We start from the raw sequence: 16,100 nt of genomic DNA on the forward strand, positions 1-16,100 counted from the left end.
CAGCAGCGGTATCCGACAGCAATACTATCCGCATGCGAGTCTCGGAGCTCAGCCGCCTCAGCGGCGTCAGCCTGCCCACGATCAAGTACTACATCCGGGAGGGGCTGCTGCCGCCGGGCAGGGCCTCGGGGCCGCAGCGGTCCGACTACGGCGACGAGCACCTCGCCCGGCTCCGCCTGCTCCGCGCGCTGATCGAGAGCGGCGGCGTCGGCATCGCCGGCGCGAAGCGGATCACTGCCGTTCTGGACGAGGGCGCTCCCCCGGCGGTCGCGTTCGAGGTAGCGCAGGACGTCGTCTCCGCGAACGTCGACTCCGAGGCCGTCGCCTCGGACGACGCGCTCGAGCGGGTGCGGGCCATCGTCGGGGACGACTACTGCGAGCACCCGGCCGTGCGGACAGCGGCTCGGGCGCTCGACGCCCTGGAGCTCTCCGGGGGCGGCATGACGCCGTCCTGGCTCGACGCCTACGCCCGGGCGGCGGCGATCGTCGCGAGCGCGGACCTGGACGAGCTCGAGGCGCGCAGCAGCGTGAGTGAGCAGACGTCGATCGCGGCGGTGGGCACGGCCCTCGGTGATGTCGTGCTGCAGTCGATGCGCCGGGTCGCCCAGGCCCGGGAGACGCAGCGGCGGTTCGGAGAGCGGCAGGACTCGACCTCCGCCTCCGAGCACAGCGCGGTGCCAGAGAACGCCGAGGTGGCGCGTTGACCGCCACGATCCAGCGTCCGGAGCGTGCGGCAGCGGTCCCCGCCCGCCCGCACCGCCCGCTCCTCGTCCTCGCCGCGGCGATGGCGGTCGGCGTCCTGGCCTGCCTCGTCCTGCTGCTCGTCGACCCGCGCGAGCTCGGCGGCCAGCCGCTCTGGGCGAAGCCGCTGAAGTTCTGCCTCTCCATCGCCGTCTACGCACTGACGCTCGCCTGGCTGATCGGCCTCGTCCCCGAGCGCCGCCGGCGACTCGCGCGGATCCTCGGCAGCATCGCGGTCGCCGGTCTCGCGATCGAGATGGTCGTCATCGGCGGCGCCGCGGCGGTCGGCGTCACGAGCCACTTCAACGTCACCACCCCGCTGCACTCGGCGCTCTGGGCGGCGATGGCGGTGTCGATCGTCGTCGTCTGGCTGGTCACGCTGGTGCTCGCGGCGCTCCTGGCGAGGGTGCCGCTCGGCGACCCCTCGCTCACCCTCGCGGTCCATGCCGGCCTCGTGATCGGACTCGTCGGGATGGCGCTCGCCTTCCTGATGACCGGGCCGACCGCGTCGCAGCTCTCGGACTACCAGGGAGTCGTCGGTGCGCACGCGGTCGGCGTGGACGACGGCGGCGCAGGTCTGCCGCTGCTCGGCTGGAGCACCACGGGCGGCGACCTCCGGATCCCGCACTTCCTCGGGATGCACGCGCTGCAGGGGCTGCCGCTGCTGGCCTTCGCGCTCGCACGGCTGGCGACGCGGGTGCGGCTGCTCGGCGACGCGACCCTCCGCCTCCGGCTCGTCGCGCTCGCGGCCCTCGCCTGGTCCGCCCTCGTCGCGCTGACCTGCTGGCAGGCGCTGCGCGGGCAGTCGATCGTGGCTCCGGATGCGCTCACCCTCGCCGTCGGCGGCGCTGTCGTGCTCGCCCTCGTGATCGCGGGAGTCGTCGCGGTCCGCCGCGCCTCCGCCGAGGTGGCGCGATGAGCCGGCTGCGCCGCGGCTGGACGCCGCCCGCCGTGATCTACCTGCTGCTCGCCGTCGCCGGCCTCGTCGGCACCTGGACGTACAACGTCCGGGCCGTGCTGGAGAGCGTCGACTTCCTCGGCGACCTCGCGGGCGGTGGACCAGCGGTCTCGTCGATCACGACGGACCTGCTGGTGGTGGCGATCGCCGCCGTCGCCTTCATGATCGCCGAGGGCCGCCGCATCGGCATGAAGCGGGTGTGGATCCTCGTCCTGCTCGCGCCCCTGGTCGCCCTGGCCTTCGCCTTCCCCCTCTTCCTCGCCCTCCGCGAGCGCCACCTCACCCTGACGCGCGCGACGTAACCCCCCTCCGCGAGATGCCACTTATGAGCGCGACACGCCGCAGAAGGTGTGCACAAGTGGCATCTCGCGGGATCGGGGCCAGGCGCGGAGGCGGGTCAGGGCAGGAGCTCCGGGCGGACGCGGCGGGTGCGCTCGACGCTCTGCTCGTGGCGCCAGGCGGCGATCGCTCCGTGGTTGCCGCTGAGCAGCACCGGGGGGACGTCGAGGCCGCGCCAGGAGGCGGGCTTGGTGTAGCTGGGGTACTCGAGCAGGCCGTCGGAGTGGCTCTCCTCGACCAGGCTCGCCGGGTTGCCGACGACGCCGGGCACGAGGCGGCCGACGGCCTCGATCATCGCCATCACGGCGACCTCTCCCCCGTTGAGGACGTAGTCGCCGAGGCTGATCATCCGCACGCGGGCGCGCTCGGCGGTGTGGTCGACGACGCGCTGGTCGATGCCCTCGTAGCGGCCGCAGCCGAACACGAGGGACGACTCCTGCGCGAGCTCGCGTGCGGTCGCCTGGGTGAAGACCTCGCCGGCGGGCGAGGGGAAGATCACCAGCGGGTCCGCCGCGGGATCGAGGATCGTGTCGAACGCCTCGCCCCACGGCTCGGGCCGCATCACCATGCCGGCGCCGCCGCCGTAGGGCGTGTCGTCGACGGTGCGGTGCCGGTCGTGGGTGAACGAGCGGAGGTCGTGCACGCCCAGCTCGATCAGCCCGCTCTGGCGCGCGCGCCCGAGCAGGCTGATGTCGAGGACGCCGAAGAACTCCGGGAAGATCGTGACGATGTCGATCCTCACGACCGCGGCTCCTCCTGGGAGTCCGGGGTCGCGGCATCCGCGGAGTCGGCCGGAACGGAGTCGGCTGTCACGTCGGCGGACTCGGCGTCGGCGTCGGCTTCGTCCTCGACCGGAGCGGCCGCGGCCAGCTCGGGGTCGGAGAGGTCGATACCGCTGAGGTCCACCTCGGCGGGCTCCTCCTCGGGAGCCTCCTCGAAGAGGCCGATCGGCGGCGTGACGGTGACGACGCCGGCGACCGGGTCGACGGACGGGACGATCGCGTTCACGAACGGGACCATCACCTCGCCGGACGGCGTGCCGACGATCAGGAGGTCCTGCGCGGGGAAGTGGTCGACGCGGCGGACCGTGCCGACCTCGCGGCCGTCGCGGACGACGGACATGCCGACCAGCTGGTAGTCGTACCAGGAGTCGTCGTCGCCGGGCTCGGTCTGCACTTCCTCGTCGATCCAGAGGATCGCCTTGAGGAGGGTCTCGGCGGCGTCGCGGTCGGCGATGCCCTTGAAGAACGCGACGGGGTGGCTGTTGTACCAGCGCAGCTCGACGAGCTCGAGCTTCTTGCCGTGCCACTCGGAGGTGCGCGGCACCTGGAGGGTGAAGGAGGCGCCGGGGGTGAAGCGCTTGTCGGGCTCGTCGGTGTAGAGCTCGAGCTTGATCGCGCCCTTGAGCCCGTGGGCCTTGGTGAGTCGGGCGACGCGGAGCTGCGTCGTGCCCGCTGCGGGGGCCGCCACCCTACTTGTCGGTGTCGACGACGTCGACGCGCACGCGTCGCCCGTCGGCGAGGGCAGCGACGAGAGTGCGGACGGCCTTGGCGGTGCGACCGGAACGTCCGATCACGCGGCCGAGGTCCTCGGGGTGCACGCGCACCTCGAGGACCTCTCCGCGCGGGGAGCTCGTAGCCACGACCTTGACCTCATCGGGGTTCTCGACGATCCCCTTGACGAGGTGTTCGACGGCGGGAGCGAGCATGGACTACGCCTCGGTGGAGGCTTCGTCGGCGGCGGGCGCCTCGGGCGCGGTGGCCTTGGCGGGAGCCTCGGACTTCGGCTTGAGGACCGGCTTCTTCTTGGCGTCGACGACGAACGGAGCCTTGGGCTCCTTCACCTGGACGGTGCTGACGGCGTCGGCGTCGCCCTTGAAGCGGCCCCAGTCGCCGGTCAGCTTGAGGATCGCGGCGACCTGCTCGGTCGGCTGCGCGCCGACTCCGAGCCAGTACTGCGCGCGCTCCGAGTCGACCTTCATGAACGAGGGCTGCTCGGTCGGGTGGTACTGGCCGATCTCCTCGATCACGCGGCCGTCGCGCTTGGTGCGCGAGTCGGCGACGACGATGCGGTAGTAGGGCGCTCGGATCTTGCCGAGGCGCTTCAGACGAATCTTGACAGCCACAATTCTCCTGTGTGGTCGTTGACCGTGAGGTCGATGATGGATGAACTGAGCCGTGAGCGTGGGGTGCACACCCGGCCGGAAGCTCGAGGGGGTTTCTTCGGCGGTGAGTAGAGGGTCGACCGCCTCGGACCCGACGGATCATTCTGCCAGAAAAACCCCCGGCCTGCGGCCCCGACACTGACACCCGTCACTCGGCGTCCGCTCCGGTCTCTGGTGCGAGGATGTGGGGGCGCGTCCCGCCCCGGTGGACGCCGGACTGACGAGGACGCCGTCATGGAGATCACCTTCGCCGAATCCGACCGCTCCACCCTCGGGATCGAGTGGGAGGTCGCCATCGTCGACCGGCAGACGGGCGACCTCGCCAATGTCGCCGACGTCGTGCTCGAGGCGCTCCGGGGCGAGGACGGATCGCCGCACCCGCGGATCACCGGCGAGCTGCTGAAGAACACCGTCGAGCTGGTCTCCGGGGTGCACCGCACCGTCCGCGACGCCGTCGCCGACCTGCAGGACCAGCTGCGCCAGGTGCGCGAGATCACCGACCCGATGGGCCTGGACCTCGTCTGCTCCGGCTCGCACCCGTTCGCGCAGTGGTACGACCAGACCATCACCGACAAGGAGCGGTACCACCGGCTCATCGACCGCACCCAGTGGTGGGGCCGCAACATGATGATCTGGGGCATCCACGTGCACGTGGGGATCGAGGACCGCGACAAGGTCCTCACCATCCTCAACGCGCTCCTCGACTACTACCCGCACCTCCAGGCGCTCTCGGCGTCCAGCCCGTTCTGGGGCGGCGTCGACACCGGCTACGCCTCGAACCGCGCGCTGATGTTCCAGCAGCTGCCGACCGCCGGGCTGCCGCCGCAGTTCGGCGCCTGGGCGAACTACGAGGAGTACGTCGACGACATGATGCGCACCGGCGTCATCGACGACCACACCGAGGTCCGCTGGGACATCCGCCCCTCGCCGCAGTGGGGCACGATCGAGATGCGCGCCTGCGACGGGCTGTCCTCGCCGGAGGAGATCGGCGCGGTCGCGGCGCTGATCCAGTGCCTGGTCGAGCACCTCTCCACCCAGCTCGACGAGGGCGGGACGCTCGCGACGATGCAGCCCTGGTACGTCCGGGAGAACAAGTGGCGCGCGGCGCGCTACGGACTCGATGCCGAGATCATCCTCGACGCCGCCGGGAACGAGCGGCTCGTCACGGACGACATCCGCGATCTGCTCACGACGCTCGCGCCGGTGGCGGAGCGGCTCGACTGCGCGGCGGAGCTGGCCGACGTCGAGCTGATCCTGGTCGCGGGAGCGAGCTACCAGCGCCAGCTGCGCACCGCGGCCGAGAACGACGGCGATCTGAAGGCCGTGGTCCGGGCTCTGGCGGGCGAGCTGCGTGACGGACTCAAGGACCCGCGGGCATGACACGACGGCTCCTCCCAGGCGCGCTGCTGCTCGGCGCGAGCGTGCTGGCTCTCGCCGGGTGCTCGAGTGCCAGCGGCGCTCCCGCCGGAGCGGGTGCGACACCCACGGCGTCCACCGCGACGGCCACTGCCCTACCGTCGCCGACCTCGGATCCGCTGTCCGACTCCGCTCCCCTCGCCCTCGGCGGCGCGCTGCCCGCCGGCGCGCGGGTGACCATCGTGGGCGACAGCATCGTCCGCGGTCTGGGGCTCGATCCCGGACAGGCCTGGCCGGCGCTCGTCGGGGACGACCTGGGCTGGAACGTGGTCAACCTGGGCTGCGACGGCGGCGGCTTCATCGAGCCCGGCGACTGCGGCGTCGCGATCGGCGACCGGGCCGAGGAGATCGCCGACACCCGGCCGGACGCGATCGTGCTGATCGCCAGCAGCAACGACCTCGGCTGGACGCCCGAGGAGGTCGCCGACGCGATGGGCCCGGCGGTGCAGGCGATCGCGGAGGCCTCCCCCTCCGCGAAGCTGATCGCGCTCGACTCGGTGTGGGGGCCGGATCCGCGACCCGAGGACCTCGACGCGTACGATGCGGCGCTCGTCGGCGCCGTGGACGCGGCAAGCGGGATCGCCCTCGAGTACCCGGACCCGCTGCGCGCCGACGGGCTGCTCGCCGAGGACGGCGTGCATCCGACGGCCGAGGGCCAGGTCGCGCTCGCGGACGCCTTCGTGCTCGCCGCGGAGAAGGCCGGGCTCGGGCAGGCGATCCCCGGGGACCAGCGGGCGACGGACGCGCCCGGCTGACCCCCGGGGAGCCACTCAGCGGGTGGTGCTGTTCTTGCCGTCGCGCCAGGAGAGCAGGTCGCGCACCGGCTGGAGGTCGATGTCCGGGCCGGTGATGCCGAGCGTGAAGAGCCGGGCGCCGAGGTCGAACTGCTGGTCGAGCACGCCGAAGGAGGCGTCGCCGACGCCCCCGCGGACACTCGCGCCGGTCGAGATCTCGATGGCGTCCATGTCGCGATCGACGCGTCCGCACCAGTCGGCGAGGACGCCGAGCTTGCGCTCGAGGGTGGGGACGTCGGAGAAGCTGTGCCAGATGTCGGCGTGCTCCGCGACGATGCGGAGGGTCTTCTTCTCGCCGCCGCCGCCGATCATCACGGGGATGTCGCGGGTGGGAGCGGGGTTCAGCTTGTCCCAGCGGGCGCGGATGCGGGGCATGGCCTCGGAGAGCTCGTCGAGGCGCGAGCCGGCGGTGCCGAAGTCGTAGCCGTACTCCTGGTAGTCGCGCTCGAACCAGCCGGAGCCGATGCCGAAGATCAGGCGGCCCTCGGCGCCCTTCGCGCTGATGTGGTCGACGGTGCGGGCCATGTCGGCGAGCAGGTCGGGGTTGCGGTAGCTGTTACAGGTGACGAGCGGGCCGAACTCGATGCGGCTGGTCTGCTCGGCCCAGGCGGCGAGCATGCTCCAGCCCTCGAAGTGCAGGCCGTCGGGCTCACCGGAGAGCGGGTAGAAGTGGTCCCAGTTGAAGGCGATGTCGACGCCGATGTCCTCGAGCTCGGCGAGCGTGTCGCGGATGACCTCGTAGGAGACGTGCTGCGGAGCGATCTGGACGCCGATGCGGACGGGGCGCGGAGAAGCGGTTGTCATGCCTTCACGCTAGACCTCGCGGCGGGCGGACTGCACGGCTCTCGTGCTGACGGCTGTGGGTCTCGATACGCCCCTGCGGGGCTACTCGACCAGCATGCAGAGCAAGCGGACCAAGGGAGGCCGGCCGGGGCGGCTACTCGCCGGCCGGGTCGGCGGACGCGGTGGGGGCGTCGTCGCTGGTGGAGCGGGCGAGCTTGACGGTGGTGGCGCCGTCGGCGTCGAAGAGGCGGAGGCGGCCGCCGTCGATCGAGGCCATCATCGCGTCGGCGAAGATCATCGGCAGGGCGACGCCGTCGCAGGCGATCATCGTGCTGGGGCCGGCGACGACGGTCAGCGCGCCCTCGCCGTCGATCGACCATTCGCCCTGCACGCCGTTGCACCCGTCGGAGCCGGTCCAGGTGCCGTCCTCAGCGAGGAGCAGGAACGGGACGTCCGGTGACTCGTAGGACACTCCCGTGACCCAGCGGCCGACGAGCTCGTCCGGCGACGGGGCCGAGGCGGCGTCCACTCCCGAGCCCTCGGAGCAGCCGGCCAGCCCGAGGGCCACTGCGGCCGCCGCGGCGACCGCGAGACCGGCGCGCAGGCCCCTCATCGGCCGAGGAGCTTCTGCAGCTGCTCCAGCTCCTCCGGAGTGGGCTGCGCACCCGCGCCGGAGCCACCGCCGAGGCCGAAGCCCGAGCCGCCCGCGTTCGTGGACTGCGGGCCGGAGCTGATCGCCGCGTTCTCCGCGGCGCGCTTGGCCGGGTTGCCCGACTTGCTGCTCTTCTTCTTCTGCGGCTTGGGGCGGCCCTGGTAGCCGGCACCGGGCACGGGGCCCATGCCGGGGACGTTCGGCACGCCGCCCTTGGCGACGGTCTTCATCATCTTCGCGGCCTGGTCGAAGCGCAGGACGAGCTGGTTGACGTCGGTCACGGTCATGCCGGAGCCGCGGGCGATGCGGAGGCGCCGCGAGCCGTTCAGCAGCTTCGGGTTCACCCGCTCGGCCTTGGTCATCGACTGGATGATGGCCTCGGTGCGGACGATCTCGCGCTCGTCGAACTGGTCGAGCTGCTCGCGCATGCCCTTCGCGCCGGGCAGCATGCCGATCATCTTCTTGATCGAGCCCATGTTGCGCAGCTGCTGCATCTGGCCGAGGAAGTCGTCGAGGGTGAACGTGTCCCCCATGATCTTCTCGGCGATCTTGCGCGCCTCGTCCTCGTCGAAGGCGCTCTGCGCCTGCTCGATGAGGGTGAGGACGTCGCCGAGGTCGAGGATGCGGCTCGCCATGCGGTCCGGGTGGAACTGCTCGAAGTCGTCGAGGCCCTCACCGGTGGACGCGAAGAGGATCGGGCGGCCGGTGAGCGAGGCGACCGACAGGGCCGCGCCGCCTCGGGCGTCGCCGTCGAGCTTGGAGAGGACGACGCCGGTGAAGTCGACGCCCTCCTGGAAGGCCTTCGCGGTGGCGACCGCGTCCTGGCCGATCATCGCGTCGATGACGAAGAGGACCTCGTCCGGGTTCGTCACCCGGCGGATGTCGGAGGCCTGCTTCATCATGTCGGCGTCGACGCCGAGGCGGCCGGCGGTGTCGATGATGACGGTGTCGTACTGCTTGTCGGTGGCGAACTTGATCGCGTTCTGCGCGACCTTGACCGGGTTGCCGACGCCGTTGCCCGGCTCGGGCGCGTAGACGGCGACGCCGGCCTGCTCGCCGACGACCTGCAGCTGCTGCACCGCGTTGGGGCGCTGGAGGTCGGCCGCGACGAGGAGCGGGGTGTGGCCGTCCTTGCCGAGGTACTTGCCGAGCTTGCCGGCGAGGGTCGTCTTTCCCGCGCCCTGGAGGCCGGCGAGCATGATGACCGTCGGCGGGCGCTTGGCGAACTCGAGGCGGCGCGACTTGCCGCCGAGGATCGCGACGAGCTCCTCGTTGACGATCTGCACGACCTGCTGCGCGGGGTTCAGCGCCTTGTTCACCTCGTCGCCGAGGGCGCGCTCCCTGATCTTGCCGGTGAACGCCTTGACGACGTCGAGCGCGACGTCGGCGTCGAGCAGCGCGCGCCGGATCTCGCGGACGGTGCCGTCGACGTCCGAGGCCGAGAGCTTGCCCTTCGTGCGCAGGTTCTTGAAGGTCTCGACGAGTCGATCGGAGAGGGTGCCGAAAGTAGCCATGATGCCGGGAATTCTACCGGAGCCTTCCCGGGGGTCGGACGACGGCGGCTCGCGTCGATTAACTGTACCGAGTGCAGGAACTCGTCTAGGGTGGCCGGGTGATCGAGACACTGCTCGCGGGCGACGCCGCGGATCCCCTGGACTACCGCGACGGCTGGGAGCTGCAGCGCCGGCTGCACGGCGAGGTGGTCGCCGGTTCCCGGCCGGGCACGCTCGTGCTCTGCGAGCACGCCGCCGTCTACACGGCGGGCAAGCGCACGGAGTCGCACGAGCGGCCGGTCGACGGCTCCCCCGTGGTCGATGTCGACCGAGGCGGACGGCTGACCTGGCACGGGCCGGGGCAGCTGGTCGGCTATCCCATCGTGCGGCTGCGCGAGCCGGTCGACGTGGTCGCCTACGTCCGCTCGCTCGAGGGCGTGCTGATCGACGTGCTCGACGACCTCGGTGTCGCCGGGGTGCGGGTCGACGGGCGCTCGGGGGTCTGGATCCGCCGGGGCGAGGGCGCCGACAAGATCGCGGCCATCGGCATCCGGGTGGCGCACGGCGTGACGATGCACGGCTTCGCGCTCAACGTGTCGAACAGCCTGGAGCCCTACTCCCGGATCGTGCCGTGCGGCATCGCCGATGCCGGAGTGACCACCGTCGAGCGCGAGCGCGGCGAGGCGCCGTCGATGGCGGCGGTGCGCGCCCGGGTCGAGGCGCGCTTCCGGGAGGCGGCACCCGCCTTCGCGGCCGTGGACGCGATCGCGGGGGTCGCGGCGTGAGCGCCGAGACCGGTGGCCGGAAGCTGCTGCGCCTCGAGGTGCGCAACGCCGAGACGCCGATCGAGCGCAAGCCCGAGTGGATCAAGACCAAGGCCGTGATGGGCCCGGAGTACCGGCAGCTGCAGTCGCTGGTGAAGGACGAGGACCTGCACACGGTCTGCCAGGAGGCCGGCTGCCCGAACATCTTCGAGTGCTGGGAGGACCGCGAGGCGACCTTCCTGATCGGCGGCTCGCAGTGCACGCGCCGCTGCGACTTCTGCCAGATCGACACGGGCAAGCCCGCGGACTACGACGCCGACGAACCGCGCCGGGTGGGCGAGTCGGTGGCGCGGATGAACCTCCGCTACGCGACGGTGACCGGGGTGGCCCGCGACGACCTGCCGGACGAGGGCTCCTGGCTGTACGCCGAGACGATCCGGCAGATCCATGCGCAGGCGCCCGGGACGGGCGTGGAGATCCTGGTGCCCGACTTCACCGGGCGCGCCGAGCACCTGCAGCGGGTGTTCGACGCGCGGCCGGAGGTGTTCGCGCACAACGTCGAGACGGTGCCGCGCATCTTCAAGCGGATCCGGCCGGCCTTCCGCTACGAGCGCTCGCTCGACGTGCTGACCCAGGGGCGCGACGCGGGGCTGATCACGAAGTCGAACCTCATCCTCGGCATGGGCGAAGAGCGCGAGGAGATCTCGCAGGCGCTGCAGGACCTGCACGACGCGGGCACCGACATCGTGACGATCACGCAGTACCTGCGCCCGACGCCGCGGCACCTGCCGGTCGATCGCTGGGTGCACCCGGAGGAGTTCGTCGCGATCAAGGAGGAGGCGGAGGACATCGGCTTCCTCGGCGTGCTCTCGGGCCCGCTCGTCCGCTCCTCGTACCGCGCCGGTCGCCTCTGGGCCCGCTCGATGGAGTCGAAGGGCCGGCCGGTCCCGGAGCACCTGCGCCACCTGGCGGACGCGGCCCTCGGCTTCTCCCAGGCGGTCTGACCCGCTCTCCCCGCGAGATGCCACTTGTGCACGCCTTGCACGGCGTGTCGAGTGCAGAAGTGGCATCTCGCGGACGAGGTCCTGGGGACCCTCGCTGGTCGAGTAGCTCCGCAGGGGCGTATCGAGACCCACGATCGTCAGCAGGGGTGGTCTGCAGACTCGCTGTCTGACGCTGGTGGATCTCGATACGCCCGCTCCGCGGGCTACTCGATCAGCAAAGGGGCCGGTCTTCCGAGAGGGCTGTTCGCCGAGTCGATCCGTCTCGGGCCATGGCCCGCCCGCAGAACTCGGTTCGCGTCCACTCTCGGCCCGGCGGTCAGTGGTGACTCACGCTGCGGCGGGGACTGAACTGCTTCGCGAGATGCCACTTGTGCACGTGTTTCTCGGCGTGTCGCGTACGCAAGTGGCATCTCGCGGAGGGGGCGGGAGGGCTCCCCCGGTCAGGCGACGAGCTGGGCGGCGAAGACGTGGGGGGTGAAGCCGGTGAGGTCGTTGATGCCCTCGCCCTGGCCGACGAGCTTGATGGGGATCCCGGTCTTCTCCTGGACGGCGAGGACGAAGCCGCCCTTGGCGGAGCCGTCGAGCTTGGTGATGACGAGGCCGGTGACGCCGGCGTGCTCGATGAAGGCCTGGGCCTGCATCAGGCCGTTCTGACCGGTGGTCGCGTCGAGGACGAGGAGGATCTCGGAGATCGGCGCCTGCTTCTCGACGACGCGCTTGATCTTGCCGAGCTCGTCCATCAGGCCGCCCTTGGTGTGCAGGCGGCCGGCGGTGTCGATGATGACCATCTCGATGCCGTAGGTCTTCGCGTACTCCACGGTCTGGTAGGCGACGGAGGCCGGATCCTGGCGCTCCTGCTGCGGCCGGACGATCTGCGCGTCGGCGCGCTGCGCCCAGGTGGCGAGCTGGTCGACCGCGGCGGCGCGGAAGGTGTCGGCGGCGCCGACCACGACGCTCCGGTCGAAGTTGCGGAGGAACTTCGCGAACTTGCCGATGGTCGTGGTCTTGCCGACGCCGTTGACGCCGACGACCAGGATGACCGCGGGCCGCTCGCTGAGCTTCAGGGTCGTGTCGTACTTGGAGAGGCGCTCCTCGAGCGACTCGCGGAGCATGCGCTGGAGGTCGCGCGGGTCGGTGGTGTTGTAGCGGGCGACCTTGGCGCGGAGGTCCTCGACCATCTCCTCGGTGATGTCGGGCCCGAAGTCGGCGGTGATCAGGGCCGTCTCGAGGTCGTCCCACGTCTGCTCGTCGATCGTGCGCTTCTCGAACAGGCCGCGGAGTGCGCGACCGAGCGACCAGGAGCTGCGTTCTGCCATGCGCCCAGGCTACCGGCGGGCGGACGTCCGATCTGCAGGCGATCCGCCCTTCGCGGCGCCTGCACCTGCGGCAGAACGGGCCTGCCGGCCGGCATCGCCTGCGAATCGGACGCGGGCGTCAGACCGCCGGAGCCTCCACGCGCTGACCGACCACCGCGGAGACACCGTCCTGGCGCATCGAGACGCCGTAGAGGGCGTCGGCGATCTCCATCGTGCGCTTCTGGTGCGTGATGACGATCAGCTGACTCGACGTGCGGAGGTCCTGGAAGATGCTGAGCAGGCGGCCGAGGTTCGCGTCGTCGAGCGCCGCCTCCACCTCGTCCATGATGTAGAACGGGCTCGGCCGCGACTTGAAGATCGCGACCATGAAGGCCACCGCCGCGAGCGAGCGCTCCCCGCCGGAGAGCAGCGACAGCCGCTCGATCTTCTTGCCGGCCGGGCGCACCGCCACCTCGATGCCGGTGGTGAGCAGGTTCTCCGGATCGGTGAGCCGGATGCTGCCGGTGCCGCCGGGGAAGAGCACCGGGAAGACGTCCGCGAAGGCGGCCTGGGTGTCGTCGAAGGCCGAGGCGAAGACCGTCTGCATGGTCTCGTCGAGCTCCTCGATGATCGTCAGCAGGTCGCGGCGGGTGTTGGTGAGGTCGGTCAGCTGCTCGGTGAGGAAGACGTGGCGCTGCTCCAAAGCCGCGAACTCCTCGAGGGCGAGCGGGTTCACCCGGCCGAGCTGGCCGAGCTGCTTCTCGGCCTTGTCCAGCCGGCGGCGCTGCTCGTCGCGGAGGAACGGGCGCGCGGGCGCCTCGGCGTCGGCCTCGTCGGGGACCGGGACCTCGGGGCCGTACTCGGCGACGAGCACGTCCTCGACCAGGCCGAGCTCGGAGCCGGCGCGCTCGAGCAGCCCGGTGAGCTGCAGGCGCTTCTCGTAGATCTGCAGCTCCAGGCCGTGCACGCTCTCGGTGACGCTCTGCAGCCGGTCGCGGAGCACGCCCTCCTCGCGGCGCAGCGCCTGCAGCTCCTCGTTCTGCTGCGAGCGCGCGGTCTCGGCGCGGAGCAGCTCGGCGCGCGACTGCTGCACCGAGCGGTCGACGGAGGCGAGCACGGCGGGGATCGCGCCGGTCACGTCGGCCGCGGCGTCGTGCTGGCGGCGGCGGATCACGGCGCGGCGGGCGGCCTCGTCGGCGGCGGCGCGGTCGGCGGCGAGCTGGCGCTCGAGCGACTCGCCGCGGGACTGCTCGGCTCGGACCCGCTCCTTGGCGGTCTCGACGCCGAGGCGCGCCTCGATCTCGCGCTCGCGGGCCGCGTCGACCTCGCGCTGGAGGCCGTCGCGGGCGCTGACGTCGAGGACCGGGCGCGGGCGCGAGCGGGCGACGTCGAGCTCGCCCTTCGCCCTCTGCGCGGCGGCCTCGGCGTCGCCGACCCGCTCGGTGGCGATGGTCAGGGCCTTCTCGCCGCGGCCGAGCTCGGCGGTGGCGCCCTCGAGCTGCGCGCGGACCCGGCCGAGGCGCTCGGTGTGCGCGGCGCGGGCGGCGTCGTGCTCGCGCAGGGCGGCGAGGGCGAGGCGCGACTGCTCCTTGGCGGCGCGCAGGGCGCCGGTCTGCTCGGCGAGGTCGAAGCGGAGGCGGTCGATCCGGCCCTCGATCTCCTCCAGCCGGCTCGCAGCCGCGTCGCGCTCGGAGACCAGCTCGAGGCGGCTGCGCTGCCCGCCCGCTCCCCCGCTGAGCACGGCGTCGGAGACCGAGGCGCCGTCCCGCGTGACGACGGTGACGGGGTGCTCGCCGCCGGCCAGCGCGGGCCAGAGCCGGCGGGCGGTGTCGAGGTCGTCGACGACGACGACCTGCTCGAGGAGGGCGAGGACGCCGTCGGGGCCGGTGACGAGATCGCCGGCGCGGGTCGCTCCCTCCGGCACCTCGATCGCGAGGGCGGGGCGGGCGGCGTCGCCGATCAGCAGCTCGACCCGGCCGAGCTCGCGACGGATCGCCTCGTCGAGCGCGGCCTCGGCGTGCGGCTGCGAGTCGGCGAGCACGGAGTCGGCGGCGGCACCGAGGGCCGCGGCGATCGCCGCCTCGTAGCCGGGGCGGACCTGGATCCGCTCGGCGACGCGGCCGCGGATGCCGTCGAGGCGGGTGGCGATCAGCTCGGCCGAGCCGTCGGAGACGTCGAGGGCGAGCGAGAGGGCGCTGCGGCGGGCGGCGAGTCCGTCGCGCTCGCGCTCGAGCGCGTGCAGCTCCTCGCGGAGCCGCTCGATCTCGCCCTCCGCCTCGAAGACCGAGGACTGCGCGAGCTCGTAGCCCTCGTCGAGCGTGCCGTCGGTGCCGCCGCCGGCCTCGCCGATCTCGTCCTCGAGCGCGTCGAGCTGGCGCTGGGCCGCCTCGCGGCGCTGCACGGCGGAGTCGAGGGTGTTCTGCGCGCGGAGGACCTCGCCGCGGACGGCCGCGAGGCGGGAGGCGGCGGTGTCGGCCTGGCCGGTCAGCTTGGACAGCTCGAGGTCGTGCCGGGAGACGAGCGCCGACTGCGCCGCGATCTCCTCGTCGGTCGCGTCCAGGGCGCCGCGAGCGCGCACCGTCGCCTTCTGTGAGTCGGTCCACGCGGTCTCGGCGTCGAGGACGGCGACGCGGAGGCGCTCCAGCTCGGCGCGCGCCTCCTCGACCATCGGCGCCGTGACGCGGGGCTGCACGGCGGGCTGCTCCGACTCCGCCTCGAGCAGGGCGAGGCGCTGGCCGGCGAGCGCCGCCAGATTGCGCAGCCGCTCCTGCACCGATTCGAGCTCGAAGGTGGTGCGCCGGGCGTCGTCGACCGCGTCGCCGACCATCTCGGACTCGATCCGGGCGGTGCGCAGCGTGCTCTGCTCGAGCCGCTCCTGCAGCACGAGGCGCTCGCTGTGCCGCTCGCTCTCGGTGCGGGCGAAGCCGTCGAGCGCGGTGCGGAGAGTGACGACGTCGTCGGCGAGCAGGCGCGCGCGGGCGTCGCGGACGACGGCGGCGATGGTCTGCGCCTGCCGGGCGACCTCCGCCTGGCGGCCGAGCGGCTTGAGCTGGCGGCGGATCTCGCCGGCGAGGTCGGAGAGGCGGGTCAGGTTCGCCTGCATGCCGTCGAGCTTGCGGAGGGTCTTCTCCTTGCGGCGGCGGTGCTTGAGGATGCCGGCCGCCTCCTCGATGAAGCCGCGGCGCTCCTCCGGGGTAGCGTGCAGGACGGCGTCGAGCTGGCCCTGGCCGACGATGACGTGCATCTCGCGGCCGAGACCGGAGTCGCTCAGCAGCTCCTGGACGTCGAGCAGCCGGCAGGCGCGGCCGTTGATCGCGTACTCGCTGCCGCCGTTGCGGAACAGGGTGCGCTTGATCGTCACCTCGGTGTACTCGATCGGCAGTGCGCCGTCGGTGTTGTCGATGGTGAGGGCGACCTCCGCGCGGCCGAGCGGGCCCCGGGTGGAGGTGCCGGCGAAGATGACGTCCTCCATCTTGCCGCCGCGGAGGGTCTTCGCGCCCTGCTCCCCCATCACCCAGGCGAGAGCGTCGACGACGTTGCTCTTGCCCGAGCCGTTGGGCCCGACGACGCAGGTGACCCCGGGCTCGAAGGCGAACGTGGTCGGCTGCGCGAAGGACTTGAACCCCTTGAGGGTCAGGCTCTTCAGGTACACCCGGCCGCCTCGCTCCGCTCGAAAACGCTCCCTACGGTACTCGAC

Annotated in this window: 16 protein-coding genes; 7 read left to right on the plus strand and 9 right to left on the minus strand. The window is 72.1% G+C overall.

Features of this window, described 5'->3' with window-relative positions; all coding sequences use genetic code 11:
* Nucleotides 1–32: 32 nt before the first annotated feature.
* The 3 genes from MT353_RS12555 to MT353_RS12565 are packed head-to-tail and all read left to right on the plus strand — an operon-like array spanning nt 33 to nt 2,001.
* Nucleotides 33–704 carry a MerR family transcriptional regulator gene (locus tag MT353_RS12555; protein WP_243624672.1) on the plus strand — a complete coding sequence of 224 codons (672 nt, stop codon included), beginning with the start codon at nt 33–35 and terminating at the stop codon, nt 702–704.
* Nucleotides 701–1,660 carry a hypothetical protein gene (locus tag MT353_RS12560; RefSeq protein ID WP_243624673.1) on the plus strand — a complete coding sequence of 320 codons (960 nt, stop codon included), beginning with the start codon at nt 701–703 and terminating at the stop codon, nt 1,658–1,660. The genes MT353_RS12555 and MT353_RS12560 overlap by 4 nt, the downstream gene beginning before the upstream one ends.
* Nucleotides 1,657–2,001 carry a DUF2834 domain-containing protein gene (locus MT353_RS12565; RefSeq protein WP_243599104.1) on the plus strand — a complete coding sequence of 115 codons (345 nt, stop codon included), beginning with the start codon at nt 1,657–1,659 and terminating at the stop codon, nt 1,999–2,001. The genes MT353_RS12560 and MT353_RS12565 overlap by 4 nt, the downstream gene beginning before the upstream one ends.
* A gap of 95 nt (nt 2,002–2,096) precedes the next feature.
* Here MT353_RS12565 and trmD read toward each other — a convergent pair whose 3' ends face one another.
* From trmD to rpsP, 4 genes are read right to left on the minus strand one after another with little or no spacing between them, the layout of a single operon-like run.
* Nucleotides 2,097–2,780 (minus strand): tRNA (guanosine(37)-N1)-methyltransferase TrmD, encoded by a 684-nt coding sequence (trmD, locus tag MT353_RS12570; RefSeq protein ID WP_123445716.1) that lies wholly within the window; start codon nt 2,778–2,780, stop codon nt 2,097–2,099.
* Nucleotides 2,777–3,508 (minus strand): ribosome maturation factor RimM, encoded by a 732-nt coding sequence (rimM, locus tag MT353_RS12575; RefSeq protein ID WP_243624674.1) that lies wholly within the window; start codon nt 3,506–3,508, stop codon nt 2,777–2,779. The genes trmD and rimM overlap by 4 nt, the downstream gene beginning before the upstream one ends.
* 1 nt (nt 3,509) lies before the next feature.
* Nucleotides 3,510–3,746, minus strand: coding sequence for an RNA-binding protein (locus tag MT353_RS12580; RefSeq protein WP_123445714.1), 237 nt, complete (start codon nt 3,744–3,746; stop codon nt 3,510–3,512).
* A gap of 3 nt (nt 3,747–3,749) precedes the next feature.
* Entirely contained in the window at nt 3,750–4,163 is a 414-nt protein-coding gene (rpsP, locus tag MT353_RS12585) for a 30S ribosomal protein S16 (protein ID WP_243624675.1), read from the minus strand.
* Nucleotides 4,164–4,436: 273 nt separating this feature from the next.
* On the opposite strand from rpsP, the gene MT353_RS12590 reads away from it, so the two are divergent.
* Nucleotides 4,437–5,582 carry a glutamate--cysteine ligase gene (locus tag MT353_RS12590; protein WP_132437826.1) on the plus strand — a complete coding sequence of 382 codons (1,146 nt, stop codon included), beginning with the start codon at nt 4,437–4,439 and terminating at the stop codon, nt 5,580–5,582.
* On the plus strand, nt 5,579–6,373 hold the full coding sequence (locus tag MT353_RS12595) for an SGNH/GDSL hydrolase family protein (protein ID WP_243624676.1): 795 nt from the start codon (nt 5,579–5,581) through the stop codon (nt 6,371–6,373). The genes MT353_RS12590 and MT353_RS12595 overlap by 4 nt, the downstream gene beginning before the upstream one ends.
* A 15-nt stretch (nt 6,374–6,388) precedes the next feature.
* On the opposite strand, the gene MT353_RS12600 is transcribed toward MT353_RS12595, so the two are convergent.
* The 3 genes from MT353_RS12600 to ffh all read right to left on the minus strand — a co-directional run bounded on the left by MT353_RS12600 (nt 6,389) and on the right by ffh (nt 9,361).
* The gene (locus tag MT353_RS12600; protein ID WP_123732175.1) at nt 6,389–7,216 is read right to left on the minus strand and encodes an LLM class F420-dependent oxidoreductase; all 828 of its coding nucleotides are present in this window, start codon (nt 7,214–7,216) and stop codon (nt 6,389–6,391) included.
* 133 nt (nt 7,217–7,349) lie between these two features.
* The gene (locus MT353_RS12605; RefSeq protein ID WP_243624677.1) at nt 7,350–7,808 is read right to left on the minus strand and encodes an META domain-containing protein; all 459 of its coding nucleotides are present in this window, start codon (nt 7,806–7,808) and stop codon (nt 7,350–7,352) included.
* A complete protein-coding gene (gene ffh, locus MT353_RS12610) occupies nt 7,805–9,361 on the minus strand; it encodes a signal recognition particle protein (protein ID WP_243624678.1) in 1,557 nt (518 codons plus the stop codon). Before ffh ends, MT353_RS12605 begins: the two co-directional genes overlap by 4 nt.
* Nucleotides 9,362–9,459: 98 nt before the next feature.
* Here ffh and lipB point away from each other — a divergent pair, with 98 nt between their 5' ends.
* Nucleotides 9,460–10,125 (plus strand): lipoyl(octanoyl) transferase LipB, encoded by a 666-nt coding sequence (lipB, locus tag MT353_RS12615; protein WP_243624679.1) that lies wholly within the window; start codon nt 9,460–9,462, stop codon nt 10,123–10,125.
* The gene (lipA, locus tag MT353_RS12620) at nt 10,122–11,108 is read left to right on the plus strand and encodes a lipoyl synthase (RefSeq protein ID WP_243624680.1); all 987 of its coding nucleotides are present in this window, start codon (nt 10,122–10,124) and stop codon (nt 11,106–11,108) included. The genes lipB and lipA overlap by 4 nt, the downstream gene beginning before the upstream one ends.
* Nucleotides 11,109–11,548: 440 nt before the next feature.
* Here the strand turns inward: lipA and ftsY are convergent, their stop codons facing one another.
* Both ftsY and smc read right to left on the minus strand, forming a co-directional pair.
* Entirely contained in the window at nt 11,549–12,424 is an 876-nt protein-coding gene (gene ftsY / locus MT353_RS12625) for a signal recognition particle-docking protein FtsY (RefSeq protein ID WP_243624681.1), read from the minus strand.
* A gap of 118 nt (nt 12,425–12,542) precedes the next feature.
* On the minus strand, nt 12,543–16,055 hold the full coding sequence (smc, locus tag MT353_RS12630) for a chromosome segregation protein SMC (protein WP_243624682.1): 3,513 nt from the start codon (nt 16,053–16,055) through the stop codon (nt 12,543–12,545).
* Nucleotides 16,056–16,100: the final 45 nt, after the last annotated feature.

The organism is Rathayibacter sp. VKM Ac-2927 (genome assembly GCF_022815525.1).
Lineage (GTDB): Bacteria > Actinomycetota > Actinomycetes > Actinomycetales > Microbacteriaceae > Rathayibacter > Rathayibacter festucae.

Bases quoted from the DNA above. Each gene is read 5' to 3' on its own strand.
- MT353_RS12555 (WP_243624672.1), top strand. From the start codon at position 33: ATGCGAGTCTCGGAGCTCAGCCGCCTCAGCGGCGTCAGCCTGCCCACG.
- MT353_RS12565 (WP_243599104.1), top strand. From the start codon at position 1,657: ATGAGCCGGCTGCGCCGCGGCTGGACGCCGCCCGCCGTGATCTACCTG.
- MT353_RS12580 (WP_123445714.1), bottom strand. From the start codon at position 3,746: ATGCTCGCTCCCGCCGTCGAACACCTCGTCAAGGGGATCGTCGAGAAC.
- MT353_RS12590 (WP_132437826.1), top strand. From the start codon at position 4,437: ATGGAGATCACCTTCGCCGAATCCGACCGCTCCACCCTCGGGATCGAG.
- MT353_RS12595 (WP_243624676.1), top strand. From the start codon at position 5,579: ATGACACGACGGCTCCTCCCAGGCGCGCTGCTGCTCGGCGCGAGCGTG.
- MT353_RS12600 (WP_123732175.1), bottom strand. From the start codon at position 7,216: ATGACAACCGCTTCTCCGCGCCCCGTCCGCATCGGCGTCCAGATCGCT.
- MT353_RS12605 (WP_243624677.1), bottom strand. From the start codon at position 7,808: ATGAGGGGCCTGCGCGCCGGTCTCGCGGTCGCCGCGGCGGCCGCAGTG.
- ffh (WP_243624678.1), bottom strand. From the start codon at position 9,361: ATGGCTACTTTCGGCACCCTCTCCGATCGACTCGTCGAGACCTTCAAG.
- ftsY (WP_243624681.1), bottom strand. From the start codon at position 12,424: ATGGCAGAACGCAGCTCCTGGTCGCTCGGTCGCGCACTCCGCGGCCTG.